At 64.3% G+C, this 22,102-nt stretch carries 33 protein-coding genes and 1 pseudogene; 33 read left to right on the plus strand and 1 reads right to left on the minus strand.

Annotated features, from left to right (window positions below; translation table 11 throughout):
- Positions 1 to 34 precede the first annotated feature (34 nt).
- On the plus strand, positions 35 to 1,561 hold the full coding sequence (locus tag BMX17_RS16495) for a hypothetical protein (RefSeq protein WP_139203559.1): 1,527 nt from the start codon (positions 35 to 37) through the stop codon (positions 1,559 to 1,561).
- A 95-nt stretch (positions 1,562 to 1,656) separates the two neighbouring features.
- On the opposite strand, the gene BMX17_RS26995 is transcribed toward BMX17_RS16495, so the two are convergent.
- Entirely contained in the window at positions 1,657 to 1,848 is a 192-nt protein-coding gene (locus BMX17_RS26995) for a hypothetical protein (protein ID WP_244515029.1), read from the minus strand.
- Positions 1,849 to 1,857: 9 nt separating this feature from the next.
- Between BMX17_RS26995 and BMX17_RS27530 the strand changes: the two genes are divergently transcribed.
- The 32 genes and pseudogenes from BMX17_RS27530 to BMX17_RS16635 all read left to right on the plus strand — a co-directional run bounded on the left by BMX17_RS27530 (position 1,858) and on the right by BMX17_RS16635 (position 22,075).
- Positions 1,858 to 1,977, plus strand: a complete 120-nt coding sequence (locus BMX17_RS27530) for a hypothetical protein (RefSeq protein WP_394327916.1) — start codon at positions 1,858 to 1,860, stop codon at positions 1,975 to 1,977.
- Between the two features lie 586 nt (positions 1,978 to 2,563).
- Positions 2,564 to 4,735 carry a hypothetical protein gene (locus tag BMX17_RS16505; RefSeq protein ID WP_092662093.1) on the plus strand — a complete coding sequence of 724 codons (2,172 nt, stop codon included), beginning with the start codon at positions 2,564 to 2,566 and terminating at the stop codon, positions 4,733 to 4,735.
- Complete coding sequence (locus BMX17_RS16510) at positions 4,735 to 5,136, plus strand: hypothetical protein (RefSeq protein ID WP_092662095.1); 402 nt, start codon at positions 4,735 to 4,737, stop codon at positions 5,134 to 5,136. The genes BMX17_RS16505 and BMX17_RS16510 overlap by 1 nt, the downstream gene beginning before the upstream one ends.
- Positions 5,137 to 5,183: 47 nt before the next feature.
- A complete protein-coding gene (locus tag BMX17_RS16515) occupies positions 5,184 to 6,005 on the plus strand; it encodes a phage major capsid protein (protein WP_092662097.1) in 822 nt (273 codons plus the stop codon).
- A 6-nt stretch (positions 6,006 to 6,011) separates the two neighbouring features.
- The gene (locus BMX17_RS16520; protein WP_092662099.1) at positions 6,012 to 6,422 is read left to right on the plus strand and encodes a hypothetical protein; all 411 of its coding nucleotides are present in this window, start codon (positions 6,012 to 6,014) and stop codon (positions 6,420 to 6,422) included.
- A gap of 5 nt (positions 6,423 to 6,427) precedes the next feature.
- A complete protein-coding gene (locus BMX17_RS16525; protein WP_092662101.1) occupies positions 6,428 to 6,667 on the plus strand; it encodes a hypothetical protein in 240 nt (79 codons plus the stop codon).
- A 3-nt stretch (positions 6,668 to 6,670) separates the two neighbouring features.
- Positions 6,671 to 7,039 (plus strand): hypothetical protein, encoded by a 369-nt coding sequence (locus BMX17_RS16530; protein ID WP_092662103.1) that lies wholly within the window; start codon positions 6,671 to 6,673, stop codon positions 7,037 to 7,039.
- 6 nt (positions 7,040 to 7,045) lie between these two features.
- Entirely contained in the window at positions 7,046 to 7,510 is a 465-nt protein-coding gene (locus tag BMX17_RS16535) for an HK97-gp10 family putative phage morphogenesis protein (protein WP_092662105.1), read from the plus strand.
- Entirely contained in the window at positions 7,507 to 7,671 is a 165-nt protein-coding gene (locus BMX17_RS26250) for a hypothetical protein (protein ID WP_170845447.1), read from the plus strand. Before BMX17_RS16535 ends, BMX17_RS26250 begins: the two co-directional genes overlap by 4 nt.
- Positions 7,668 to 7,826 carry a hypothetical protein gene (locus BMX17_RS26255; protein WP_170845448.1) on the plus strand — a complete coding sequence of 53 codons (159 nt, stop codon included), beginning with the start codon at positions 7,668 to 7,670 and terminating at the stop codon, positions 7,824 to 7,826. The genes BMX17_RS26250 and BMX17_RS26255 overlap by 4 nt, the downstream gene beginning before the upstream one ends.
- An 8-nt stretch (positions 7,827 to 7,834) precedes the next feature.
- Positions 7,835 to 8,470 carry a hypothetical protein gene (locus BMX17_RS16540; protein ID WP_092662107.1) on the plus strand — a complete coding sequence of 212 codons (636 nt, stop codon included), beginning with the start codon at positions 7,835 to 7,837 and terminating at the stop codon, positions 8,468 to 8,470.
- Between the two features lie 16 nt (positions 8,471 to 8,486).
- Positions 8,487 to 9,809 (plus strand): hypothetical protein, encoded by a 1,323-nt coding sequence (locus BMX17_RS16545; RefSeq protein WP_139203560.1) that lies wholly within the window; start codon positions 8,487 to 8,489, stop codon positions 9,807 to 9,809.
- 13 nt (positions 9,810 to 9,822) lie between these two features.
- The gene (locus BMX17_RS16550) at positions 9,823 to 10,203 is read left to right on the plus strand and encodes a hypothetical protein (protein WP_092662111.1); all 381 of its coding nucleotides are present in this window, start codon (positions 9,823 to 9,825) and stop codon (positions 10,201 to 10,203) included.
- 3 nt (positions 10,204 to 10,206) lie between these two features.
- Entirely contained in the window at positions 10,207 to 10,671 is a 465-nt protein-coding gene (locus tag BMX17_RS16555; protein ID WP_092662113.1) for a hypothetical protein, read from the plus strand.
- Positions 10,652 to 10,816, plus strand: a complete 165-nt coding sequence (locus tag BMX17_RS26260; protein ID WP_170845449.1) for a hypothetical protein — start codon at positions 10,652 to 10,654, stop codon at positions 10,814 to 10,816. The genes BMX17_RS16555 and BMX17_RS26260 overlap by 20 nt, the downstream gene beginning before the upstream one ends.
- A gap of 18 nt (positions 10,817 to 10,834) precedes the next feature.
- Positions 10,835 to 12,664 carry a hypothetical protein gene (locus BMX17_RS16560; RefSeq protein ID WP_092662115.1) on the plus strand — a complete coding sequence of 610 codons (1,830 nt, stop codon included), beginning with the start codon at positions 10,835 to 10,837 and terminating at the stop codon, positions 12,662 to 12,664.
- Between the two features lie 52 nt (positions 12,665 to 12,716).
- Positions 12,717 to 13,127, plus strand: a complete 411-nt coding sequence (locus BMX17_RS16565) for a zinc ribbon domain-containing protein (protein WP_092662117.1) — start codon at positions 12,717 to 12,719, stop codon at positions 13,125 to 13,127.
- A gap of 52 nt (positions 13,128 to 13,179) precedes the next feature.
- Positions 13,180 to 13,581 carry a hypothetical protein gene (locus tag BMX17_RS16570; RefSeq protein ID WP_092662119.1) on the plus strand — a complete coding sequence of 134 codons (402 nt, stop codon included), beginning with the start codon at positions 13,180 to 13,182 and terminating at the stop codon, positions 13,579 to 13,581.
- 5 nt (positions 13,582 to 13,586) lie between these two features.
- Positions 13,587 to 14,726, plus strand: coding sequence for a hypothetical protein (locus tag BMX17_RS16575; RefSeq protein ID WP_092662121.1), 1,140 nt, complete (start codon positions 13,587 to 13,589; stop codon positions 14,724 to 14,726).
- Positions 14,727 to 14,753: 27 nt separating this feature from the next.
- Positions 14,754 to 15,392, plus strand: a complete 639-nt coding sequence (locus BMX17_RS16580; protein WP_092662123.1) for a hypothetical protein — start codon at positions 14,754 to 14,756, stop codon at positions 15,390 to 15,392.
- A 7-nt stretch (positions 15,393 to 15,399) separates the two neighbouring features.
- Complete coding sequence (locus BMX17_RS16585; protein ID WP_092662125.1) at positions 15,400 to 15,720, plus strand: hypothetical protein; 321 nt, start codon at positions 15,400 to 15,402, stop codon at positions 15,718 to 15,720.
- Positions 15,720 to 17,012, plus strand: coding sequence for a baseplate J/gp47 family protein (locus BMX17_RS16590; RefSeq protein ID WP_092662127.1), 1,293 nt, complete (start codon positions 15,720 to 15,722; stop codon positions 17,010 to 17,012). Before BMX17_RS16585 ends, BMX17_RS16590 begins: the two co-directional genes overlap by 1 nt.
- A gap of 3 nt (positions 17,013 to 17,015) precedes the next feature.
- Positions 17,016 to 17,375: a hypothetical protein gene (locus BMX17_RS16595; protein WP_139203561.1), complete on the plus strand. Its 360-nt coding sequence runs from the start codon at positions 17,016 to 17,018 to the stop codon at positions 17,373 to 17,375.
- A gap of 2 nt (positions 17,376 to 17,377) precedes the next feature.
- Positions 17,378 to 18,154: a fibronectin type III domain-containing protein gene (locus BMX17_RS16600; RefSeq protein WP_092662131.1), complete on the plus strand. Its 777-nt coding sequence runs from the start codon at positions 17,378 to 17,380 to the stop codon at positions 18,152 to 18,154.
- A 278-nt stretch (positions 18,155 to 18,432) separates the two neighbouring features.
- Positions 18,433 to 18,570: pseudogene (locus BMX17_RS27535) on the plus strand (fibronectin type III domain-containing protein); the annotation flags it as partial.
- A 144-nt stretch (positions 18,571 to 18,714) separates the two neighbouring features.
- A complete protein-coding gene (locus BMX17_RS27000; RefSeq protein WP_244515030.1) occupies positions 18,715 to 19,254 on the plus strand; it encodes a hypothetical protein in 540 nt (179 codons plus the stop codon).
- 12 nt (positions 19,255 to 19,266) lie between these two features.
- Complete coding sequence (locus tag BMX17_RS16610) at positions 19,267 to 19,827, plus strand: hypothetical protein (protein WP_092662135.1); 561 nt, start codon at positions 19,267 to 19,269, stop codon at positions 19,825 to 19,827.
- 2 nt (positions 19,828 to 19,829) lie between these two features.
- The gene (locus BMX17_RS16615) at positions 19,830 to 20,192 is read left to right on the plus strand and encodes a hypothetical protein (RefSeq protein ID WP_092662137.1); all 363 of its coding nucleotides are present in this window, start codon (positions 19,830 to 19,832) and stop codon (positions 20,190 to 20,192) included.
- Between the two features lie 2 nt (positions 20,193 to 20,194).
- Positions 20,195 to 20,401 (plus strand): hypothetical protein, encoded by a 207-nt coding sequence (locus tag BMX17_RS16620; RefSeq protein WP_092662139.1) that lies wholly within the window; start codon positions 20,195 to 20,197, stop codon positions 20,399 to 20,401.
- Positions 20,394 to 20,732 (plus strand): hypothetical protein, encoded by a 339-nt coding sequence (locus BMX17_RS16625; protein WP_092662141.1) that lies wholly within the window; start codon positions 20,394 to 20,396, stop codon positions 20,730 to 20,732. Before BMX17_RS16620 ends, BMX17_RS16625 begins: the two co-directional genes overlap by 8 nt.
- Positions 20,733 to 21,743: a hypothetical protein gene (locus BMX17_RS25270; RefSeq protein WP_139203562.1), complete on the plus strand. Its 1,011-nt coding sequence runs from the start codon at positions 20,733 to 20,735 to the stop codon at positions 21,741 to 21,743.
- Positions 21,743 to 22,075 (plus strand): hypothetical protein, encoded by a 333-nt coding sequence (locus tag BMX17_RS16635; RefSeq protein ID WP_092662145.1) that lies wholly within the window; start codon positions 21,743 to 21,745, stop codon positions 22,073 to 22,075. The genes BMX17_RS25270 and BMX17_RS16635 overlap by 1 nt, the downstream gene beginning before the upstream one ends.
- Positions 22,076 to 22,102 lie beyond the last annotated feature (27 nt).

Consider the following 22,102-nt stretch of genomic DNA (forward strand, 5'->3'; position numbering starts at 1 on the left):
ACCAGACGAATACAAGCGGAAGGGCGGGCAGCAGGTGCGCGAGGACGTCGAGCGACAGGATGCCGAACTGGTAGATACAGAGGAGGGACCGAGCGCGGGTATCATCCATGCGCGGGGATGGGATGGAGCAGACGGCTACCAGCAACTCCAGAACGCTCTGGACGATCTCGACACCGATCCAGGGACAGTCGTGGTTGGGCCAGACGGCCCCGACAGCTACACAGGGGAGGATGGCGAGGACTACGACCGAGTCTGGCTATTGACAAACAGCCTTGAAATCCCCTCGAACACGACTGTCGTAATCCACGGCGACTGTGTGCTGGCAGATGGGGTCGGCCAAAACCTGATCCGTAATAAAAACTATGACGACGATGCCGTCCGCGATCAGAATATCCACATCGTCGGCGTCGGCCGCCCCTATCTTGATCAACGGCCTGGGCATCAAAATCGGACGGCAAACGACGCCAAGCACGTCGGCATCCGACTCTATCAGGTCGACACCTGCTCGGTCAAAAACCTCGAACTGCGGACGACATCATACGCTGTTCGTCCCGAGGCCGTTACCGACCTCACCGTCGGGAATCTGTGGTTCGACCAGGACGGATCGGTCGGCAACCAGGATGGCCTCCACATCGTCGGCCCGACATTTGACTTCTCCGTCGACGGTCTCCACGGAGTCACACACGACGATATCTGCGCAATCGAGTGTGGGGCGTTTTCGGTCCCGCTCGATGGGGCTTCGGGAGATGTTCACGACGGCTCGATCCGCAACCTGACAGGCAATCCCAAAGGTGGCGCTCCTGGGGCCAGCCTCAAATTCATCGGGGGCAATGCAGGGACCATCGGCGGTGTGTCCGCATCCCATATCATTGTCAAAGGCCGTCGCGGCGTCGAGTTCGAGGATTACGTCGGGGGTGGCTCTGATCCTGCACAGGACACGGAATCTGGCATCGTCGTCTCCAATATCACGACCAGCCGAGCGGGCAGCTTCGACTCGCTGGTCCACTTTGTGGGCGGCGTCTCGAACGTCGAGGTTCAGGGCATCTCGGGCGATATCAACACCGTCAATGGCGTCGTCACCGTCGGCGAAGATGTCGATAACGTCACTGTCTCAGAGGTCGACCTTGTCATTCGGTCTGGCGGGAAGATGCTAAACGTCCTGAATGGAGCGACTGCGTCGGACCTGACGCTTGCTGATGCCAGAGCGCGCAATCAGGCCAGTGGTCGCTTTATCAACACTGCGTCGGACACCACGCTGGAGGATGTCGAGATCCTCAGTCCGAAGGCAGACGGGTTTGATCGGTTTCTGGCGGTGTCTGGGTCCGCGACGGGCCGCGTCGTCGATGCAACGGTCAAAAATATCAGCGACACGATCTATGACGAGGTTGGGTCACTCAAATTCGTCGGCGATAACCCGCCGTTCGACAGTGCTGCGCCAGCGGTCAAGGGGTCTGAGGTTATCGCAACAGCGGCGTGGGACCCTGATGGGGACGGCAATGCCGAGCGAGTCCAATACGACGGTTCGTCATGGCAGGAGGTTGTGGACCTGCCGAATTGGTGATCGGCGTTAGGTTCGCGGGACTCCCATAGCAGGACTTCCGCGCAGGACCGGCCTGAAAGAAACGCCCCTGACCGGGGCGATCGCGTCGGTCGGGGCTACCCGAGCGCGTGCCGAACCGAGCTGGCCGTCCTCTCGTAGTCTTCGTCGGCGTAGGTCAGAACGGTGTCGAGCGTCGACCAGCCCATGTGGACCTTGAAGTCCATCAGGCCGAGGCCGTCCGCGAAAAGATCCGCGAGGAGGAGTGTCAGAAATGCGGTTCGTCGGACGTCCTTCTTGACATTCACCATATCATCCCGGTGTCGGCGGGTGGAACAAACGGAGATTGGGATTTAATCACGCTGTGCCGCCGCTGTCACGGCGAGGTCGAGGCCTACACTCGTGACCTGGCCGGCACCGAGCCAGTCCTGACTGAGTAAGACGACATCCGATGACCCCGCCGGGGCGAGGCCCTCCCGGCACAGATCCACTTCTGGAACGAATGAATCATGCCTGTTGTCCTGTGTGCAGGTCGCCAAATGTAGCCCCATGGCCTTATGGCGAGTCCGATGACCGCTATCGGTGCGAAGACTGTGGCGATACGCACTTTAGTCCGGATTGGCGGCCTAAATCCGGGTTGGGGGATGTATATAGGACTGATGAATCGGCGTAAGGCAGACTGTCCGTGCTCTTGGACCCTTTTGACGTCGTCCGTCGAAGACTCGGCCACGAGCACCGAGCGCCCTGACGCTGCTGGAATTGGCGTAACATCCAAATTTGGCACTGAAAGCGCGGCATCTGTCGCCACGGTGGGTAACCGTAAGAGTATGTGCCAAAGAAGGTGTGGGTGCGAACCGCGGTGGTGCGAAAGCACGCCGTGTCCTGTACCACTTCGCCAAAACGGCAGTAGCGGGAGTATTCCAACACGAAAGACCTGTTGACAGTCTGCGCGCAAACGGTTCAGCAGTCTCCGATGACGCCTTGCCGGGGCCGAGGTCCAGACCCGGCTGGATTTCTCATGATACGATGACACCAACACAGTACACCAGCCGCATCGCCAGCCTGCGGGAACGCGACGCTGCCGACTACCCGTACGTCGTCCATGGCGTCGCCCAGGCCGCAGGCGAACTCACGCACGGCCAGAACGGGCCGAAGTACTGGCCCGCTGCCGAACTGCAACAGGCCGCGCCGACGCTGGCCGGGCAGACGGTCTACTCGGTCCACGACGGCGACCGCCACGCGGTCGGCGAGATCCTCGCCGCGGCCTACGACGAGACGCGGGATGCCGTCGTCTACGAGGCGGGGCTCGAAGATGCCGAGATCGCGGAGGCGCTGTCGATCGGCGAGCGCGAGCCGACGATCGAGGCGGCCAACCCGGACGCCGTCGACCGCCACGACGAGACGGGCGCGGTCATCATGCGCGGCTTCGAGTACACCGGGATGGCGACGACCGAGCAGGGGGCGTCGGACGCTTCCTACGCCGCGCCAGGGAGCGCCGCCGAGAACCCCGCCGTTGCGGCGCTGTCGGCGGCCAGCATCCAGGCCACACTGCACGACGATGACGACGCCGATGGCGCTGGGGCCGCCCTGGCCGTTGGCGATGACGGCTGGTCGGCCGGCCTTCGGCTGTTCCGCGTCGTGCCCGCTGAGGGCGACGAGACGGACTACGACAATGACGTCCTCGGGGTTGGTGTGGCGTTCCCCGATGCCGGCGTCTACGTCGACTGGCAGCGGGCGGCGTTCCCGGACGAACTTGACGACCCGCACGTCTCCGAGTACGGGTCGATCCCGGACCTGCGGAAGGCCACCGGCAACGACATCGTCGACATGACGCAGCCGCCGGGCGAACGGGCGTCACTTGCCGACCTCGGCCAGTTCGCACCGGGCGGCGTCGTCTCCTGGCGGACGGGCAACGGCACGCTCGCCTACGGCAAAGTCCAGGCCAAGATCCAGCGCGGGCAATTCGACGACCTGCTCAGCACCGACCAGGTCGTGACCGCGCCGGCCGTGCTGATCGGCGTCCACGAACCCGGTCAGGGTGACACGTGGACACCGGCGGAGCGGCTGGTGGCACGGAAACCCGGGTCCGTGACCCGTCACGACGACTTCCCAGCCGCGCCGGCGAGCGAAGCCGCCATGGCTGCACTCGCGGCTGACAGCTACGAGGTGACGAACGTCTCGCCCGACGAGATCACGGGCGACGGCCCCGGCTTCACGGACACCGAGTGGGACGGCGACGACGTCACGGCGTCGCTCCCGAACCCCAGCGAGGCCGACGACGCGGCCGGCGTGCTGGACCAGACGATGGCGCTGGTCCCGACCGACGACGAGGCGCGTGACGCCAAGTCGAACTGGAAAGCGCCGTTCCGCGACGGGCCGGACGCCCCAGTCAACACGCGAGCGCTGGTCGCGATTGACGCCGCGATCAGCGGGGCCCGCGGTGGGTTCGAGGGCGTCGCCGACGCGACGCTGGATGCCCTGTCCGACTGGACCCAGTCCATGCTCGCGGCCGCGCCGGACGGCCTGTTCGGGGCCGACGATCCCGAGGCCGCGGCGGCGACGGCTGGCTGGCTGGCGGCGACCACGGCCGATGACCCATCCGGCGAGGCCCAGGACCGCGACACTGCTGACAGCACCGACTCTCCAACTACAGCGACCGCCACCGACAGCGGTGGCACTGATACAATGAGTAACGACAACGATACCGATTCTCCTGATGTCGAGGCGCTGCTTGAGCGCGTCGACGAGAAAGAGGCACAGATCGACGACCTCGAAGCAGAACTCGAGGCCAAGGCCGAAACGATCGACGAGAAAGAGGAGCGAATCGCCGAGCTCGAAGAGACAAACGAGGAGCTGCGCGAGCAGAACGAGGCGGCCCGCGAGCAGTATGCAGCCGCCCTCGCCGAGGCCGACACGATCCTCTCGGAGGACGAACTCGCCGAGCAGTTCACGCTCGCCGAACTCTCGGAGAAGGTCGAGGAGGTCGACTTCGCCGCAGACGATGGCACACCCGAGCCGACCGTCCGCTCGGGTGGCGGCCCGTCCGCGGAGGCGAACCTCTCGGCAGCCGAGCAGGAGCGGAAGGCCGAACTCGAAGAACGGAAGGTTGAACTCGAGGACGCAGACAACGACCTCGCCGAGAAGGAGCTCGAACGCGTCGAAGCCGAACTCGCCGAGATCATGGGGGGTGAGGCCTGATGAGCCTCAAACCCGGGCAGTCCCACAAGGACGACGCCCAGCACACCGAGACCCGCACCGCCGCCGAGGCGCTGTCCGCGGGCGACGCCGTCGCGCTCGACGCGAACGGCGAACTCGTGACCGCCGACGGGACGAACAACCCGACCGTCTACGGCGTCGTCGGCCACGACGACGGCGACGGCTACGCGGCCGGCGACGACGTCCTGGTCACCTACAGCGGCCCGGTCGTCGCGAACGTCGCGGCTGGCGTCGGCCCTGGTGTCGAACTCGGCGCGAGCGCCACCGAAGGCCAGCTCGCCGGCGGCACCTCGGCAAAGGGCATCATGACGATGTACGGCGAGGGCGCAGCGCCGGGCGGGATTCCCGACATCCCGACGGGCTACGCCCACGTCGACGTGTAACGTAGGCAACCAGCGACCACACACCAACGCTTAACGAGGCATTCTCAATGGCACTCCCCAACATCGACCAGATCATCGACCCGACGACCGTTCGCGACTTCGCGGCGGAACGCATCGAAGCACAGACTGTCGTCCGTGAGTTCTTCATGGACGAAAACGTCCCCGACGGGGCGGGCGAAGAGTACGAAATCCCGGTTCCCGCGGAGGAGCTGGGCCTCCCCGAAGAGGTCGAACCTGGCGCGGACGTCACGTACGACCGCGAAGAGTACGGGCGCCCGCGCGTCACTCGGCAGATCTTCAAGAAGGGATCGAAGATCCCCGAAGAAGACATCAACGACCACATCTCCGACCTCCTGGGGGAGCACGTCGAGGGCCACGCCAAGAATATGGCCAAGAAGCTGGACCGGTCGGCCTTCGCCGTCCTCGATTCGGCCGCGCCCAGCGGCGAAGCCGTCGGGGACGATGACGGCACGCTCTCGTTCACGGACATCAACGCCGGCGTGACCGAACTCGCCCAGCGTGGCGAGGACGGCTTCACCGCCGACATGGCGCTGGTGGGCCCGAGCGGCAAGGAGTCGCTCATCAACTACCTGGCCGAACGGGGCACCGACCTCGGTGACGAGGCAGTCCAGAGCGGCAGCCTCGGTGAGTTCGCCGGCATCGAGTTCATGTTCTCGAACATCGTGAGCGTCGGCGCCAACGAGGCGATCGTCGTCGACACCGACCAGTTCGGCTACGAGGGCGAATGGCAGCCCGTCGACACCGACCAGACCACCGACTTCGACTCCGAGGCGGTCAAGGTGAAGATCAAGGCCGCGTACGGTTGGACCGACAAATTCAGTGAGGCGGCCGTGAGGGTGCAGGGCTGATCGGCCATGCCCCACACACTCGCACTGACGACCGGCGACGACTACAGCGGCACGCTCGCACTCGGGAAACACCCCGACGGCGAACTCGCCTTCGAGGACGGCACAGCTGTCGTCGAGCGCGAAGAGACGGCGCGACGGCTGGCGGATCACTACCCGAACCTGACGTACGACGGCCCGGCCGACGCTGACGGCACTGACGATGCCGCTGATGCTGACGACGCTGCCGATGCCGACGATGCGTCGGTCGCAGAACCACCACTCAACCCCGACGAGTTCGCCGTCGACGCACTCCGGGACGCGCTGGCCGAGGCCGACTACAGCGCGGCCGAACTCGACGCGATCGAACAGGCCGAGCGAGCGGATGGGTCACCCCGGTCGACGGCCATCGACGCCATCGACGCCGCTCGCGAGGACTGACCGCCATGCCAAGCGTCACACTCACCTTCGATGGCGGTGGCCTCCTGGTCGGGTGTCAGACTGTCGCGTTCGGGGACACTGACGGCCCGGTCGATGGCGACCCTGTTCCGTCGGGGTACGTCAGGCTGGCCGAGATCGAGTCGATCCATGACCCCGCCCCGGACGACACCGCGCCGGTGGCCGATAGCGCGGACACACTACTCGTGGCCGACGACCACGTCACGATGATCGAGTGGGAGGACTGACGCATGGCCTACGAGCCGCGGTACTGTGACCTCGATGACCTCCCGCTGCAAGGCCCCGGCGACGTCTTCGATCCAAGCGACCTACAGAAGGCTGCCAAACACGCCGAGGCACAACTGGAGAGCGAGGTCAACGATGGCCGGCGGATCGACAACCCGGAGGCGATCCACGAGAAGGCGGCGCTGGCCTACGCGACGTACATGCTCTTTTCCGGGCCGGAACACCCGTCATCGGCGAATGCTGGCGACTTCTCGGCCGGCTCCGGCGAGGACGTGATGGAGGTCGCCCGCGAGATGAAGTCGATGTATCGCGACGCCGTCAACACGATCATGACGGCCGACGATGACGCAGGCGGCGGCGAGTTCGTGGTCTGACCCCTCATGACCGACATCGGCGGGCTCGGTGCAGCAGCCGAGGACCTGGACGACCTCGCCGACGCACTCGAGGCAGCCGCCGACGAGGTCGACGAGGCCGTCGATGCCGGCGTCCAGAAAACAGCGTTTCAGATGGAGGGCACGGCCAAGCGCCACGCCCCGGTGGACACCGGCGCACTCCGGGCGTCGATCCAGGCCCGCCGGCTCAACGTGGGCCGCTGGGCGGTCGGCTCCTCGATGGAGTACGCCGCCGACGTCGAGTACGGCACCGCTCCGCACCCGATCACGCCCGATGACGCCGACGCGTTGCGGTTCCCCGGCCCGGACGGCGACCCCGTCTTCGCCCAGCACGTCGACCACCCGGGGACGCCGGCCCAGCCGTACCTGCGGCCGTCGCTGAAACAACACGAGTCGGGCTTGGTCGACAACATCGCCGCCGAGATCGAGGCACTCCTGGAGGCACATCTATGACAGTCCACAGTTCTCGCTACTGGTTCGTCGCGTTGTTGAGCTTCGCAATGGCCACTGTGGCGACCGTGACTGGGTCGGTGCCCGTCGCGATCTTCGCGCTGATCGTCCTCGTCCAGAACGAAGCATACGAGTGCCGCCGCCAGCGGGAGGGCCATCTATGACAGACAATAGTACGGCCTACCTGCTCGGCCTGTTGCTGGTCGGCGGGGTCGGCATCAACGCGATCGTGACTGAATCGCTGATCGGCATGGTCGCGGCGCTGGCCATGGCCGTCCACATCGAGGCACGAGAGTGCCGCCGCCAGTGGGAGGACTGATCTGAACCATGGTCAACCCACAGACGATCCTGCGCGGCCTCAGCACCCGGCTCGAAGCCGCGACGGGCCTCACCACTGTCCTGACGCGAGAGTCGGACCCGGGCGGTGTGGACGGCCACGTCGACTCACCGTTTGGCGACCTGCAGATCGTCGCCGACGACCGCCTCGAGGCGTTCAACACCGACCGCGTCGGCTACGTGACGGACGACGCCGGCAACCGGGTCGGTGAGTTGTTCGCGGCGACGTTCGATGCCGAGTTGCAGCTGGACATCTACGTCGCCGCCGGCGATGACGAGCACGACGCGACCGATCTGGGCTACCGGGCCCAGCGCGTCTGCCGGCAGTACGACGACCGCGAGCGGGGCGACCCGCTGCCCGATCCGGACGGCAACCCCATCGACGACGTCGAAGCGTTCGGCGTCGGCGACGGCCGCCGCGCGGATGACCTGACGGATCGGCCCGGCATCCGTCGCTGGCGGCAGGACCTGTCCGTCGAGTTCACTGACGTGATCGATACGAGCGTCGCGTACGGCGACGCGGCCTACGTCGCGACGGTCGACACGCCCGCGCCGGGTGACATGACTGGCGGCGACGCAGTGCAGATCGAGTACGTGCCCGCGGACTTCGCGGGCGAGACGCCATAAGACGACGCAATCCAACATGGCAATTTACGGCAACACGTCCCGCGTGAGCGTCGATGTCAGCGGCGGTGCGATCACCGCCGTCAACATCGGCGACCAGGACAAACTGGTCATCTTCGCTCGCGGGGACCCGAACAGTGGCACAGCACAGACGAACGATCCGACGCAGGTGAGCGGCCCGCAGGCCGCCGCTGCGGCGTTCGGCGAGGACACGGCGCTCACGGAGGCCATCCGCGACGCGGCGGCCAACGGCGTCGGCTATGCGTCCATCTGGGGCGTCATGCCGGCGACCCAGAGCGCGACCGGCGAGGCGATCGCCGGCGGCTCGGGCACGCTGGGCAACACGCCCATCATCGAGGACGTCGCCGAGATAACAGCGACGAACACCACCGACGGTGTCGAGGCCGACGTGGCGTTCCGGTACAACGACCCCGTCGCCGAGCCATCGAGTGAGCAGACGGTGCACATCAACCCCTTCGAGGGGATCGTCGAGGCCGGCGACAGCGACGAGTACGAGATCGACTACAAGTGGCTGGACTGGCAGTCGGCATTCGATGCGGCGACCGGCGTCATCCAGGAGCAGGAACACGGCGAGTGGCGCGTCCACTCCGAAGCCGAGTCCGTCGTCGCCGACGCGATCTCGACGGTGAGGCCACTCCGCGAGAGCGAGTGGAAGATGATACGCGTCTCGGCGGCGGCCCAGCCCAACACGAACAGCAGTGCAACGCCGCCGGAAGCGCACTTCGACGCGACGGGCTACACGGACGGCCTGGACAACGATGCGTTGTTCTTGACTGCGCCGGAGCGCCGGCCGGGCTCGGATAGCCTCGTGGGCGGTGCAGTGGCGGGGCAGATGGCGGGCACCAGCATCGACGAGCCGATCCTCGGCAACGCACTGACCGGCGTCACGGACCTGACCCAGACGCTGACGGTCCCCGAGCAGACGGACCTGGCCAACTCGGGCGTCATCCCGATCTCGGCCAGCGGCAGTCCAGCACTGGAGGACAACGTCTCGACGTCCACCGAGACGGACTGGACGCGGGACTTCTTCACGGCGCGACTGCGCGACCAGCTCGTGCTGACGGCGCGGGCCATCGGCCGGGCCGCCCGGGGCCGGCTCAACAACGACACGGTTGAGACGCTGGTCCAGGAGCGGCTGGCCGACGAGCTGATCGACCTCATCGAGGACGGCGTGCTGGAACCCAACACCGACGACGAGACGCGGTGGTACACGAACGCCGAACAGGACGCGACGAACCCGAAGAAACTCGACATTTCGTTTGGGTTCTCACCCGTCGGTGTCGTCGGCACCGTGGACGTGGACATGACGATCAACATCTAAGAGGTGATACAACATGGCAGATAGACACGAGACCGGCAAGGACGGCGTGCTGACGGTCCAGGGACGCGACGTCCCGTTCACCAACGCCGACTACTCGGTCTCGTATGACACGAGTGCGTCGGACTTCAACGACGGGCTCTTCGAGGACACAAGCTACGTGTCGGCGTCGGCCAGCGGGTCGATCGAAGCCGACGGCTCGAAGGCAGAGCTGAAGAATCTCCTGCTCAACGACGACGGGACGCCGGTCAACAACATCCGCATCCAGGTCAACGGTTCCGAGGGCGGCGACCGGTTCACCAGAGTCAAGATCGAGGAGTTCAGTCGGGAGTTCCCCGGCGGCGACAAGACCACCACGGAGATCTCGTGGACGGCGGATCGGTACCGCCCGGTGTGATCTATGCAGGATCCAACTGACCAGCTGGACGTCTTCGACGAAGTGGTGTACGGGGCCGAACGAACGAAATCGGCCACAATCGAGACCAAGGGGAACCGGGCCGACTTCGAGTTCGAGATCGTGCGCCCGGGCCGAAAAATCCGCAACGCCGTCATCACGGCGCTCCCGGAGGGGTTCTTCGAGGGCGCAGAGGACATCGACATGGACGATGTCGACGGTCCCGAGGACATCGACATGGACGACGTCGACCTGGGCGACGTCGACATCCAGTCGCTGACGCTGGACGCCGAAGGGACCGACGCCTGGGACGACATGCTCGTCGCCGGGCTGGAACACGACGAGTTCGGCGATAACGAAATCCGGCAGCTCGTCGAGAAATTGCCCGAAGCGACCTACTACGGCATCGGCGCGGAGGTGTTGAGCCACGCGTTCCAGGGCGGGCGGATCGATGGGTTTCGCGTCGAGTGACGAGGGTCAGATGCTGTTCGACGCCGTGCGGATGTTCGGCCTGCCCGGCGTCGATCACGCTGGCGACCTGACCGACCTGCAACTCCGATTCATCCACACGGCCTGGGTCGAGCGCCAGGAGATGCTCGCTCCGGGCACCGGCTAACCGACGACTGGTTTTCCCATGCGAGAAGAAGTACTCCGCGCCCTGCTGTATGCAAAGGGCAACGTCGCACAGCACATGCGCCGCGTCGCCGGCGAGGTCCGGGACGCACGCGATGAAATGGCCGAAGGGGCGGTCTCGGCGAGTGCGCTGGCAAACCGCCTGTCCGGCGCGGAACGCGACGGTGAAGGGTTCGCCAACGCCGCCGACGAGGTCCGCACCGCCGTCGCGATGATGGTGCCGTCGCTGGTCGCCGCCCGGACACAGATCGACGAGGTCGGCGACGAATCCCGCGAAGCCGCGGCGTCGCTGCTGGGGCTGTCGGCCTCGACGTCGACAGCCAGCATTGCCGCAAACGCGGGCTCAGTCAGCATCGGCGGCTTCCAGGCGTCGCTGGCGGCACTTACGGCCGTCGCAGCGGCTGCGATCGCCATCATGTCGGCACTGGCCGTGGCGTTCGCTGGCGTCGCCATCGCCGCCGCGGGGGTGGGAGCAGCCTTCGCGGCGCTGCTGGGCGGGGGCCTCATGGCGATGGGGCAACAGGCCGCCGCCCAACAGGAGGACCTCAAGTCCACACTGGAGGGCGTCCAGCACGTCCTCGGCCAGATCAAGGACGTTGCCGCCGAGATCTTCGCCCCACTCGCGACGGAAGCGAACGCGGAGTTGTTCCGTGGATTTGCCAGTGCTGCGTTGAGTGTGCTGGAAAATTTCGTCGCGATGGTGAACGCCCTACGCCCGGCGCTCACGGCGATGGCGGACACGCTGGGCGGCGTCTTCGCCGAAACGGAGCCACAGTTCTTCGCGGCTCTTGAAGGGCTGATACGAGAGGTGTTGCCCTACCTAACGCAATTCATAGCGTTCCTGATGCGCTCGGTCCCGAAAGCACTGCGGTTCCTGCGGGACCAGGTCGATTACCTCCTCCCGAAGATCGCTGAGTTCGGGCGGGCGATGCTGGACCTGGCGGTGCCACTCCTGCGGATCGCGACTGCCGTCGGTGGCGTCCTGATCCCGGTGCTGACGCCAGTGGCGGACTTCCTCGCCGGGATGGCACAGGTCATCGCGACCGTGGTGGTCCCGCCGCTCCGCGTGCTTGGGAACATCCTCGGCTGGCTCGCCGACACGTTCGGGCCGGTGTTCAAAGCTGTCGGCGCGGTCGTGGGTGTGCTGGCGAGTATCGGCATCGCATTGACGGCCGCGTCGTGGCTGACGACACTCGGCGGGGCCGCCCTCTCGCTGGCTGGCTTCTTGACGAGTACGCTGATCCCGGCGCTGTACTCGGTCGGGACAGCCATCGCCGCCGCGCTCGGGCCGGTCGGCTGGGCGGCGATCGCGGTCGGCGTCATCGCCGGCCTGCTCGCCAAACTCGGGCTGCTGGATGACGTGCTGTCGGGCCTGGCGAACGCGATCCTCGGGGTCGGCGGCGCGATCAACAAAAGCATCGGGCATCTCATCCCGTTCAAGAGGCAGTTGGCGGCGATCGCCGACGCGGCCGCTGCGGCAGCGGCTGAAGTCGGCCGGCTGACGAGTATCGCTGGCGGGGCACTCGCCGGGGCCGCGGCAGGGAGCGTCGTGCCCGGTCTCGGAACGATCAGCGGGGCCGTCATCGGCGGCATCGGCGGCAACGTCGCCTACGAGGCTGGCGCGCCGGCTGGTGGTGGTGGCGGTGGCGGCAGCAGTCGGGGCCAGCCAGCAGCGGGCGCGAATCGCTCGCGCTACGCCGGCACGACAGTCGACCTCCGAGGCGCACAGTTCGGCGAGGATACCAGCGACCGCGAAGTTGAGCGCATCGTCGAGCGAGCCGTCGAAAAGGCAGACAAACGCAACCGTCGCCGTTCAGGCCACTCCGGATAACTCGGCGCGAAACTGCCCACACACTAAAGCCCTGACACGACACACTCTCAATATGGCAGACCAACAACCAGACGAACAGCCCGCCCAACCGGCAGACAGTCAAGCGGGCCAGGGGCAGATGTACTGCACGGAGTGTGGGGCCAGCATCAGCCGGCGGGCGGAGATCTGCCCTGATTGTGGCGTTCGCATCCAATCCAACTCCGACTCCACCGGGATGCTCACGGGCAACCAGTGGCTTATCGTCGGCGGATTCGCCGCTGTTGCAGGCGTCTTTGCCCTCGCAATCGTCTTCGCGCCGCTGGCGATCATCGCTGGGTCAAAACTCCGGCAGCACCCGCCGGCAGATGTCTCACAACAATACCACGACCTCGTTGCCTACGGGTTGATGATCGCCGGCGGCATCGAGGTTGTGCTCTGGATCAACACGATGATCACAGTGTACAATCGGCTTGGCGTCTGGTAGTCCTGTCCACGAGCAACACGCCGTATCGCTTTTCTCCCATCACACCACACGCATGTCACTCACCACAGACCGTCCATACGTCCGTGTCGGCGATATCACATTCGACCTCAACGGCAGCCGAACGCTCCCAGAGGTGGAGATCGACGGCGGGCAGCGGCGGAAAACGAAAGAGCCAATCGGAGAGGATGCTCCCGTGGTCGTCCAGATCCTGGGCCCAAAGGCCAAAGAAGTAACAATAACCGGCCTTTGCTCAAAAGCAGAGGCCGGCAGGGTCGACGACTTGGATCAGGAGCCGGTCGTGACCGTCCGCTCGGATCGCTTCTCTGGCGAGGCGAACCCGCACACAACGAACACGTACCAGGCCGAGGGTATCAACGACGACGGGTTCTCGGAGTATCGGTTCCGGATCGAACTCACGGAGATTGTCGGCGGGGCCAGTGTCCAGCGGTCCTGAGTGTCATGCCTGTTCAAGAACTCAGCGCGACCGTCACAGTCGGGAACGCCAGTTTTGCACCCGTCGAATTGACGGTCCGCACGAACCGCTACTCCGAGGCTGCCGAGGTTGAAGCGTCGGGGCCGACGGGCGGGGACGTGCTTCCGGATGCCCCCGCCAGCATCGAGATCAATGGCGAACGCGTCTTTACCGGGACCGCTGACACCGTCCGGCAAAGCGGCTACGGGAGTGTCGACGTGGTCGCCTACGACGCGATCGACCGCCTGCACAAGACGGATATTAAGGCCGACTTCCAGCAGGCATCGTGGACGGACATCGCTCGGGAAGCCGCCGAGCGGTCGGACGTCCCCTTCACCGCTCGCCACGTTGGCGGCTCTGGTGGGTCTGGCGGTGGCGGCAATGACACTGATCTGGTCTTCGACGAGATCGCCGACGACAGCATCGATAATCTGCAACAGGCAAAGGAGGATCTGCAGGCCGCGGCGTCGGACTCCCAGACGACCAGTCAGCAGAGCACGACATCGGCATCAGTCAACGGCGAAGATGCGATCGCGCTGCTCACCCGGGCCGCGACAAACGCCAATGCCATCTGGTTCGTAGATACCGGGGGGACACTGCAGTGGATCACGTACCCCGGCCAGAGCGCGGCCCAGATCCCCCCGTCGACGACGCTGCACGAACTGCAATACGTGCTGGACGCCAGCGCCGGGAAACGCGCGCCGCCGTACCAGCGCGTCGTCGTCACTGGCTCCTCGCCGTCTTCGCAGTCGACAGACGGCGACAAGCCGGGCGGGCAGGGCGCGAGCCATATGCTGACCCGCGAGCCCGTCCGAGCGGTCGCCGGGAGCGGCGAACCAACCTACCACTACGCAGACCGCGACATCCGGACCGACCAGCAGGCCCAGCAGGCCGCGACAAAGATCCTCGGCGAGTTCCAGAGCCAGCAGGCCGGTGGCTGGATCGACATCGTCGGCGATCCGACGATCCGCCCGCTTGACATCGTCCAACTCCCCGACCACCTGGGCGGCGAGCGGTATCTCGTCTCCGGCGTCACGCACGAGCTCGCGCCCGACATCGGCTACGAGACGCGGATTGAGTGCGGCGGGCTGATCGACGACGGCCCGGTCCAACTCACGGGCCGGTAGCAACCGACTGCGGTCCGATTTTCCACCATGACAGACGGCACTGAACCCACCAACATCGACTGGATACTCGGCCAGATCCGCGACCGGCTGAAACCGCTCCAGCGCGGGACGGTCAAACAGGTCTACGAACACACCAGCAGCGACGACATCTCGAATCACGAGGTCGACGTCCAGCTGGTCGACGAGCCCGACCGGACCCGCCGGCGGCTCCCCGTCGCCGTCCCGACCGACGACGCCGCGCTGGTCCCGCGGGGACCCGACGACCCCGGCGGCCCGGACGACGTCCTCGTGCAGTTCGTCGACGGCAACTCGGAACGGGGCATCGTGACCCACGTCGTCCCGACCGCTGAAAGCCGGGCCCCGCAGGGCGAGGCCGGCGACGTGCGCGTGACGCGTGCCGACCTCTACGCCGAACTCGCCGGCGACGGCTCGGTGGCCCGGCTGGCCGAGAAACCGGGCGATCTCGATGGCCCGACGGCCGAGATCGCCATCGACGCCAGCGGCGCGGAGACGGTGGCCCGCGTCGACGCCGACACGGTCGTCCTCGGCGCGGGCGGGTCGCAGGTCATCACCGACGCCACGCTGTCGACGACGACCGACGCCGACGGGCACGTGACGAGCGTGTCGCTGTCGCTGACCCGGTCGGACATCGTCGAAACGGAGTGATCCACGAATGCCAACAGATACCAAGTTGACACAGGACCGAGACATCAGCATCGACCCGACTGGAGATATCGCGACCGTCACGGGTCGGGACAACGTCCGCCAGCAACACGTCAACGCCATCTTCCGGGCGGCCGACGCCTTCGATGCCCAACTCGGCGGGATCGACGCCGAACTCGACTTCGAGACGGCGCTCGGCGAGGAACTGGACGCCCTGCAGTACGTCCAGTCCTACTCGGTCGACGCGACCTACGAGTCGCCGGGGACGCTGCGGGCGACCGTCGAGAGTGACGCCCTGGACCAGCCCGTCACCGAGGAGGCCGATGCCTGATGGGCGGGTTCGGACCCGATGGCTACACGGCGCGGGAGATCGCCGAGTTGTTCGGGACGTACCAGGACAGCATCGACCAGACGTACGGCGACGATCTCGAACCCTACGAGGGGTCGTTCAACCGAGCGCTGTTCCAGGCGTTCGCACGCGCCGTCCACGACAATCAGGAACAGGACCTCGAAGCGCTGTACGACTCGCTGTTCATCGCGACCGCCGAGGGCCCGCACCTCACACAGCTGTGTGCCGAGCGGCTGGACGTGCAGCGCCAGGAAGCCATCCGAGCGACGGGCGTCGTCGAGTGGACGCGCAACACCGCCGGGAGCGAGCAGACGATCCCCGGCGGCGTGCCCGTCGCCACGCAGCCACCGGACAGCATCGAGTTTCGGACGACCGAGCCGGCGACCTTCGACGCTGCATCGGCGACCGTCCAGCAGCCGATCCGGGCGGTCGAGGGCGGGACGGTCGGCAACGTCGGCGCGGACCGCATCACGCGAATGCCCTCGCCGCCGGGAGCCGTCACCGGCGTCACGAACCCGCAGCCGACGGGCGACCCAGCGTTCGACCTGCCCGGCGGCGAGCCCCAGACGCTCGGGCAGGACCGCGAGACTGACGAGGAGCTCCGGGACCGAGCGCTGTCGCCCGGGTCGATCGGCGGCGCGGCGACCGTCGGCGCGGTCTCCGAGGCGATCCGTGGCCTCGAAGAGCGCCCGTCGCTGACGATCTACACCAACCGGACGCTCTCGGACAACGCCAACGGGAACGGGCTGCCCAAGCTGTCGGCGGAGTTGGTCATCTATCGCCGCGGGGCGACCGACCAGCAGATCGCCGAGACGATCCACAACCACATCTCCGTCGGCGAGCGGCTCGTCAACGGCATCAACGGGACGGCCAACTCGGCGACCGTCACGGACGACGTGCTGGGGCAGCAGCGCACGATCCTGTGGTCCGAGCCGACGCCGACGGCCCTGTCGATCAGTGTGGACGTGGTCACTGAAGCGGGCTACGAGGGCGACACGGCCGTCCAGCGTGCCATCGCCGGGTACATCGGCGGGACCGATCCCGAGGGCGGTGCGGTGCCTGGGCTGGACGTGAGCGAGGACGTGGTCGTCGACGAATTAGAGTCCCGGATCACGGATCTGGACGGCGTCGTCGGCGTGGCGTCGGTCGTGATCGACGCCGATGGCGATGGACAGGACGACACGACGGCCCGGAGTGACGGATTGCAGGCCTACGTCGTCGCGAGTGACGAGGTCGTCGAAGTGGACGCGACGAGCGCAATTACGGTGAGCTAAATGGTGACACAACTCGACAGCTACGGATTCGAGGATTTGAGAACCTATATCCAGAATAATTGGGCCTTCATCGCTGTCATCGATGATGCCAGCAACGAAGCCCTCCGCTGGGATGTGGCCGCGAATGCAAATGCGTCGTGGTCATCTGGCCCAGGATCGAACCCACTGACTGCGGAGTTGACAGTGACAGGTCAGGATGTGATCGATGCTGGTGGTTCACTTCCGATTACGCTGACGGGGACGGAATCGTACAAATCATCGTCAGCGACGACTCGAACGACGCATGACCCGTGGAGTGATGCAACGCTTGAAGTCGCAGAGGATGAGGTTGTTATCTCCCACAACTTCCGCCTCCCACCATAATCATGGCAACAGTAGAAGGAACCACGGTCTCAAGACCGCAGGATGAGAATTCGCGTGACGCATATGAGGGGGGAGGGAATATTTTCAACCCCAATACAGATTTAGCGGGGATTAAACTGAAATTATCGAGCAAAACCCTAAATATAGAAACTATTGAGTTATGGACAGCGGACGCTGATGATTATCCAGATACAAAACTTACTGAAAAGAATAATAGTAATCTATGGGATTCTGGAGAAACGATATCAATAACAGAATCACTTACAGCAGGTCAAAAGTACGTCGTCTATGCTGTTCCGAAAGATGGTTTCGGGAACGATTATATTGGCACAGCCGATGTTGACCCTTCTCCATGGAGTAGAAGCAGTACCGATGTAGATTGGGGGCCAGGATATACCGAAATAGACGGTCCAGACGATCTGTTAGCATACGCCTTCATAGAACTGACAGCCCTTTTATCAGTTAGTGCCCCATCAACACCGCAGAATCTAACTGCTTCAGCGTCACAAGACGATATCACCCTCAACTGGGATAGCGTCGATTGGGGCGAGCAGCAAGACCACTACAATATCTACCGTGGGCAATCTTCTGGCTCGTATTCATATATCGCGGAGGTGCCAGCAGGGACAACGAGTTATACCGATTCGGGCCTTCTCGACGGTGAGCGGTATTACTATGTTGTGGACGCCGAGAACAGCGCGGGGACATCTGGGGACTCAAACGAAACTGTCGCAACGACGGCGCTCCCTGCACCGAGCAACCTATCACTCTCTAACTGACTATGGCATCAGTCACGCTCTCGTGGTCCGACAACTCCGACAACGAGGACGGGTTTCGTATCTATCGTGGGACCGTCAGTGGTTCCCTCTCGCAGATAGACACGGTCGGGGCGAATACTACCTCGTACACTGATACAGGTCTCCCCGATGGTGAAAAGTACTACTATCAGGTCGAAGTCTACACCAGTCACACGTCGAGTTCGACGGCTGAGAAGTCGATTGTCACGACGCTCCCCGCCCCGAGCAATCTGAGTGCGTCCCTCGAATCGCAATCGAGCATATCGCTCTCGTGGACCGATAATAGTGCTGATGAAGATGGGTTCCGCGTCTATTACCGCGAGTCGGGTGCATCATCGTGGACGCAATATAGCGACCTCGCCGCGAACACAACGAGTGAGACGCTGATTGGCTTGAATAGTGGGACTGACTACGAGATATACGTCGCAGCGTACACGACGCACACTGAGAGCGGTAGCGGAACAACGACGCAACGAACTGCCTACGGCTATACACGGTCGGCGACAGTGACTGGTGACGGTGATGTGGACGCGACACGCCAAATGTCTTTCACACGGACTGGCACGGTCACTGGCGATGGGGAGACGGATGCGACCCGCGTGTTGTCACTCCCACGAACGGCGACCGTCACTGGAGATGGTGATGCGGCTGCGACGCGTTCGGGAATGGACAAAGCGCGGTCGGCAACCGTCACTGGAGATGGGATCGCTGATGCCGACCGCGTGTTCAAAGAGACGTTCCCCAGCGAGCTCACCCGCGACCTCGCTTGGGATTTCGATATCGACAAGCGGGGGTTCGTCAGCGAGTGGGTGCGACGGACCCCCGCTCCAGGCCACGGCTCGGTCGCGGCCTACGCCGAGGGGCAACTCCGCGGCCAACCCCTGACGCTCATCGTCGAGTACGACCGCGACGGTGATGGCGAGCCTGATGCGCGCTCACAACCCCAGCGACTCCGATCCAGCAACGACGTGGCCGTCTTCCCGTCACTATCGGGCGGCGAGGGGCAGTACCGCGTCATCCTGCGTGACATCGAGCCCCAGGATCTCCTCGTCGCCATCAACATCGGCACGACCCATACGTAACGGAGGTCAACAGTGAAAGATGACGTTCTCGCCGCTGCGCCGCCTACGGGCGTCCGCTTCGAGCAGGGCACCGAGGTGGCGCGGCTGGTCAACACACTCGCACAGCTCTACTACCGCATCGACGACGACATCAGCACGCTCCGGCGCTCCCGGTTTATCGAGTCGGCGACCGGCCGCGAGCTTGACCTGATCGGGCTGTCGGTCAACGTCTACCGGCCGGACGGCGAGGCCGATCCGAAGTTCCGCCGCCGAGTCTTCGCCGGCTTTGCGGCCGCCCAGTCCCGGACGACCTTCGAGGACTTCGCCCGGGTCTGCTTGAAAGTCCTCGATGCCGACCCCAGCGACGTGCGGCTGACGAAAGACTGGGCGTCGGATCTGGGCACGATCATCGTCCGCGTCCGCTCGACGGTGCTGGACGGCTCGCCGTTCACGACGGACACGATCACCGAGTTACTGGAGCAGGCCGCGCCGATGAGCCGACGGGTCGCGATCCAGCTGACCGACGTGGCAACGTTCGGTGACCCCGATCGGGGCTGGGGCACGCAGTTCGGCGGCGACATTACGAGTGATTGAACATGGCACAGGAATCCTCAGAACTCGACTATACGCATGGCGCACAGGGTACGAAACCATCCAATCCACTCGACTTTCAGACGGGCGAGGCGATCCCACCGGAACACTTCGACTGGTTCTGGTACACGACAATCCAGAAGATCAACGCGCTCGTCACGGACATCGACAACATCCTCAACGGCGGCGTGACGGTCACGAAAGCCGATACGGTCGACGGCTGGGACAAGCAGGACATCAAGGACTGGGTCAACAGCAGCGCCGATGTCCCGAACGCCGACCTCGCCGATCAGGCCCAGAGCGTCGAAGTCCGCAACAACGACCCCTCAGACATTGAGGGTCGCGTTTGGATCCGGAGTGATCTCTAACAATGGCACGAATCAACGCCAACGTCGACGTACCGACCGATAGCACAGATGACCTGCTGGAGATTCTCGACAATCTCGCACGCGATATCGGGAACGTCGAGGATCGTGCCGAGCGGTTGCAGGAGCATGACATCGAACTTGACCTCAAACGACAGGATGGCGAGATCACGGTCTCGCTCAAGCAGGCCACGGAGGAGACAAATGCCTGACGACCACCAGACGCGGACACTGACGTATCGCGCCGCACCGATCCAGTGGACCAACTGGACACTCCCCGAGGATGCACAGACCATCCTCTCAGCTGCTCTCCGCGATGTAGGCGGCTCGGTCTCACATGACTGGATAGACGGGCTTGCTGGCGGGTTCGTTGACGAAAAGACGTACCAACTCGACGGTGTTTCGTACCGGTCCTTTGTGGTGACGCGGATCGGCATCACGACCTACGAGATCACACTCTCGACAGACGAGCAGATTGACACGTCTCACGAGTCTCGGCCGTTCCGTGAGCGACTGTCCTACTACCTGCGCAACGTCCTATAGATGCCACAGACCTACACGTCGCCAACGCTGACCGTTAGCAACGGCGAGATCACCAGTCACGATACCGCAGACGTTGCCGATGGGATCTCCATCCTTTCGGCAGAGTGTCGGTGGCAGGGAGTCACGACAACGGAGACAAATACATCTTGGAACACATACCTCGATGACACAAGAGACAATAACCCAGACTCACAAACATACGTTACACACGAATTAACACAACCATTAGAGGGCACTGAACAGAAAGATTTCAGAGCAGTAGCCATAATCGGTGTTGAACTTCCCGATGATACTGGGTATGGTTTTAATTTCCGACTACTTGCAGACAATGATGGAGACGGGGACTTTGAGCAAGATATACGAAACAAAGGTTCAAAAATGAATAGTTTCTATGAGTCACATGATGTCAAAGGAGATACATTACAAAACCCGCCTGATGGGATGGCGGCTCGTATTTTCCCAAATGCTGAATATAATGGAAAATTACACTACCTTGGGTGGGAAAATAGGGATTTAATCACACTTGATTACATTTCAGCAGGTATCGAATATAGATATAAGTCGACTGTGACTGTCACAGAACAGACGACAGATCCGTTTGCAACCCGTGACGTAGATGGTGCCTATTCGGGCACACTCTCAGACGGCGAATGGAGCCCTTGGGTCACTCTCAACGGCCTCCAGACGGGCGTCAACGAGTTCTATCACAACATCAGCGGGTCGAACGAGGCCAAGTTCGAATTCCGCTACGACTGGGAGTACACATTCCCCGAGCCCGTTGGCGGGTTGCTCTCGGTCGGCGCGCGTGATGGGTCCCAGCTGCATCGCGTCGCACTGGCCGACCCCAGCAGCAGCCGGCTGGCCTACAATCACGTCCGGGTGCTGGTCGGCGGCACAGCGTATGCGATCGACGTCGTTGACCCAAGCGATCCCGACGCGATCGACTGGTTCCGGCTCGGCACCCAGCACGGCGTCGTCTGTCCACGCGCCTATCAGACCGAGTCCGTGTGATGTCTGGAGTCGACGAGGCTGACTTTCACGATCGCGTCGTCGCGCAGTTGCGAGACGCGTTCGGCGACGACCGCGTCCGCTCGGAGGTCTGGCTGGACGGGCCCGAGCGCCGGCTCGACGTCGCGGTCGACCTACCCGAGCTCGGGACTGGGCTGGCGGTCGAGCTGGAGGATCGGCCGGCGGACTGCATCCACGGCGCGGGGCAGGCGCTCGTCTACGCGCGGACGCTGGGGTATCTCCCCGTCGTGGGCTACCCCGCCGCGGCGGCCGACGGCGACCTCGCGCCGGAACTCGACGCGCTCTCGGAGCGCGTGCAGGTCGTCGCGCTGTGAGTGTGGCGCTAAATCGCCCAGTGGCAA

Source organism: Halorientalis persicus, from assembly GCF_900110215.1.
In the GTDB taxonomy this organism is placed as follows: Archaea; Halobacteriota; Halobacteria; order Halobacteriales; family Haloarculaceae; genus Halorientalis; species Halorientalis persica.

Bases quoted from the DNA above. Each gene is read 5' to 3' on its own strand.
- BMX17_RS16530 (WP_092662103.1), top strand. From the start codon at position 6,671: ATGGCCTACGAGCCGCGGTACTGTGACCTCGATGACCTCCCGCTGCAA.
- BMX17_RS25270 (WP_139203562.1), top strand. From the start codon at position 20,733: ATGCCACAGACCTACACGTCGCCAACGCTGACCGTTAGCAACGGCGAG.
- BMX17_RS26255 (WP_170845448.1), top strand. From the start codon at position 7,668: ATGACAGACAATAGTACGGCCTACCTGCTCGGCCTGTTGCTGGTCGGC.
- BMX17_RS16505 (WP_092662093.1), top strand. From the start codon at position 2,564: ATGACACCAACACAGTACACCAGCCGCATCGCCAGCCTGCGGGAACGC.
- BMX17_RS26250 (WP_170845447.1), top strand. From the start codon at position 7,507: ATGACAGTCCACAGTTCTCGCTACTGGTTCGTCGCGTTGTTGAGCTTC.
- BMX17_RS16555 (WP_092662113.1), top strand. From the start codon at position 10,207: ATGCAGGATCCAACTGACCAGCTGGACGTCTTCGACGAAGTGGTGTAC.
- BMX17_RS16625 (WP_092662141.1), top strand. From the start codon at position 20,394: ATGCCTGACGACCACCAGACGCGGACACTGACGTATCGCGCCGCACCG.
- BMX17_RS16590 (WP_092662127.1), top strand. From the start codon at position 15,720: ATGGGCGGGTTCGGACCCGATGGCTACACGGCGCGGGAGATCGCCGAG.
- BMX17_RS16585 (WP_092662125.1), top strand. From the start codon at position 15,400: ATGCCAACAGATACCAAGTTGACACAGGACCGAGACATCAGCATCGAC.
- BMX17_RS16575 (WP_092662121.1), top strand. From the start codon at position 13,587: ATGCCTGTTCAAGAACTCAGCGCGACCGTCACAGTCGGGAACGCCAGT.
- BMX17_RS16570 (WP_092662119.1), top strand. From the start codon at position 13,180: ATGTCACTCACCACAGACCGTCCATACGTCCGTGTCGGCGATATCACA.
- BMX17_RS16515 (WP_092662097.1), top strand. From the start codon at position 5,184: ATGGCACTCCCCAACATCGACCAGATCATCGACCCGACGACCGTTCGC.
- BMX17_RS16565 (WP_092662117.1), top strand. From the start codon at position 12,717: ATGGCAGACCAACAACCAGACGAACAGCCCGCCCAACCGGCAGACAGT.
- BMX17_RS16525 (WP_092662101.1), top strand. From the start codon at position 6,428: ATGCCAAGCGTCACACTCACCTTCGATGGCGGTGGCCTCCTGGTCGGG.
- BMX17_RS16560 (WP_092662115.1), top strand. From the start codon at position 10,835: ATGCGAGAAGAAGTACTCCGCGCCCTGCTGTATGCAAAGGGCAACGTC.
- BMX17_RS16510 (WP_092662095.1), top strand. From the start codon at position 4,735: ATGAGCCTCAAACCCGGGCAGTCCCACAAGGACGACGCCCAGCACACC.
- BMX17_RS16535 (WP_092662105.1), top strand. From the start codon at position 7,046: ATGACCGACATCGGCGGGCTCGGTGCAGCAGCCGAGGACCTGGACGAC.
- BMX17_RS16550 (WP_092662111.1), top strand. From the start codon at position 9,823: ATGGCAGATAGACACGAGACCGGCAAGGACGGCGTGCTGACGGTCCAG.
- BMX17_RS26995 (WP_244515029.1), bottom strand. From the start codon at position 1,848: ATGGTGAATGTCAAGAAGGACGTCCGACGAACCGCATTTCTGACACTC.
- BMX17_RS26260 (WP_170845449.1), top strand. From the start codon at position 10,652: ATGGGTTTCGCGTCGAGTGACGAGGGTCAGATGCTGTTCGACGCCGTG.
- BMX17_RS16520 (WP_092662099.1), top strand. From the start codon at position 6,012: ATGCCCCACACACTCGCACTGACGACCGGCGACGACTACAGCGGCACG.
- BMX17_RS16545 (WP_139203560.1), top strand. From the start codon at position 8,487: ATGGCAATTTACGGCAACACGTCCCGCGTGAGCGTCGATGTCAGCGGC.
- BMX17_RS16620 (WP_092662139.1), top strand. From the start codon at position 20,195: ATGGCACGAATCAACGCCAACGTCGACGTACCGACCGATAGCACAGAT.
- BMX17_RS16540 (WP_092662107.1), top strand. From the start codon at position 7,835: ATGGTCAACCCACAGACGATCCTGCGCGGCCTCAGCACCCGGCTCGAA.
- BMX17_RS27000 (WP_244515030.1), top strand. From the start codon at position 18,715: ATGTCTTTCACACGGACTGGCACGGTCACTGGCGATGGGGAGACGGAT.
- BMX17_RS16580 (WP_092662123.1), top strand. From the start codon at position 14,754: ATGACAGACGGCACTGAACCCACCAACATCGACTGGATACTCGGCCAG.
- BMX17_RS16615 (WP_092662137.1), top strand. From the start codon at position 19,830: ATGGCACAGGAATCCTCAGAACTCGACTATACGCATGGCGCACAGGGT.
- BMX17_RS16600 (WP_092662131.1), top strand. From the start codon at position 17,378: ATGGCAACAGTAGAAGGAACCACGGTCTCAAGACCGCAGGATGAGAAT.
- BMX17_RS16635 (WP_092662145.1), top strand. From the start codon at position 21,743: ATGTCTGGAGTCGACGAGGCTGACTTTCACGATCGCGTCGTCGCGCAG.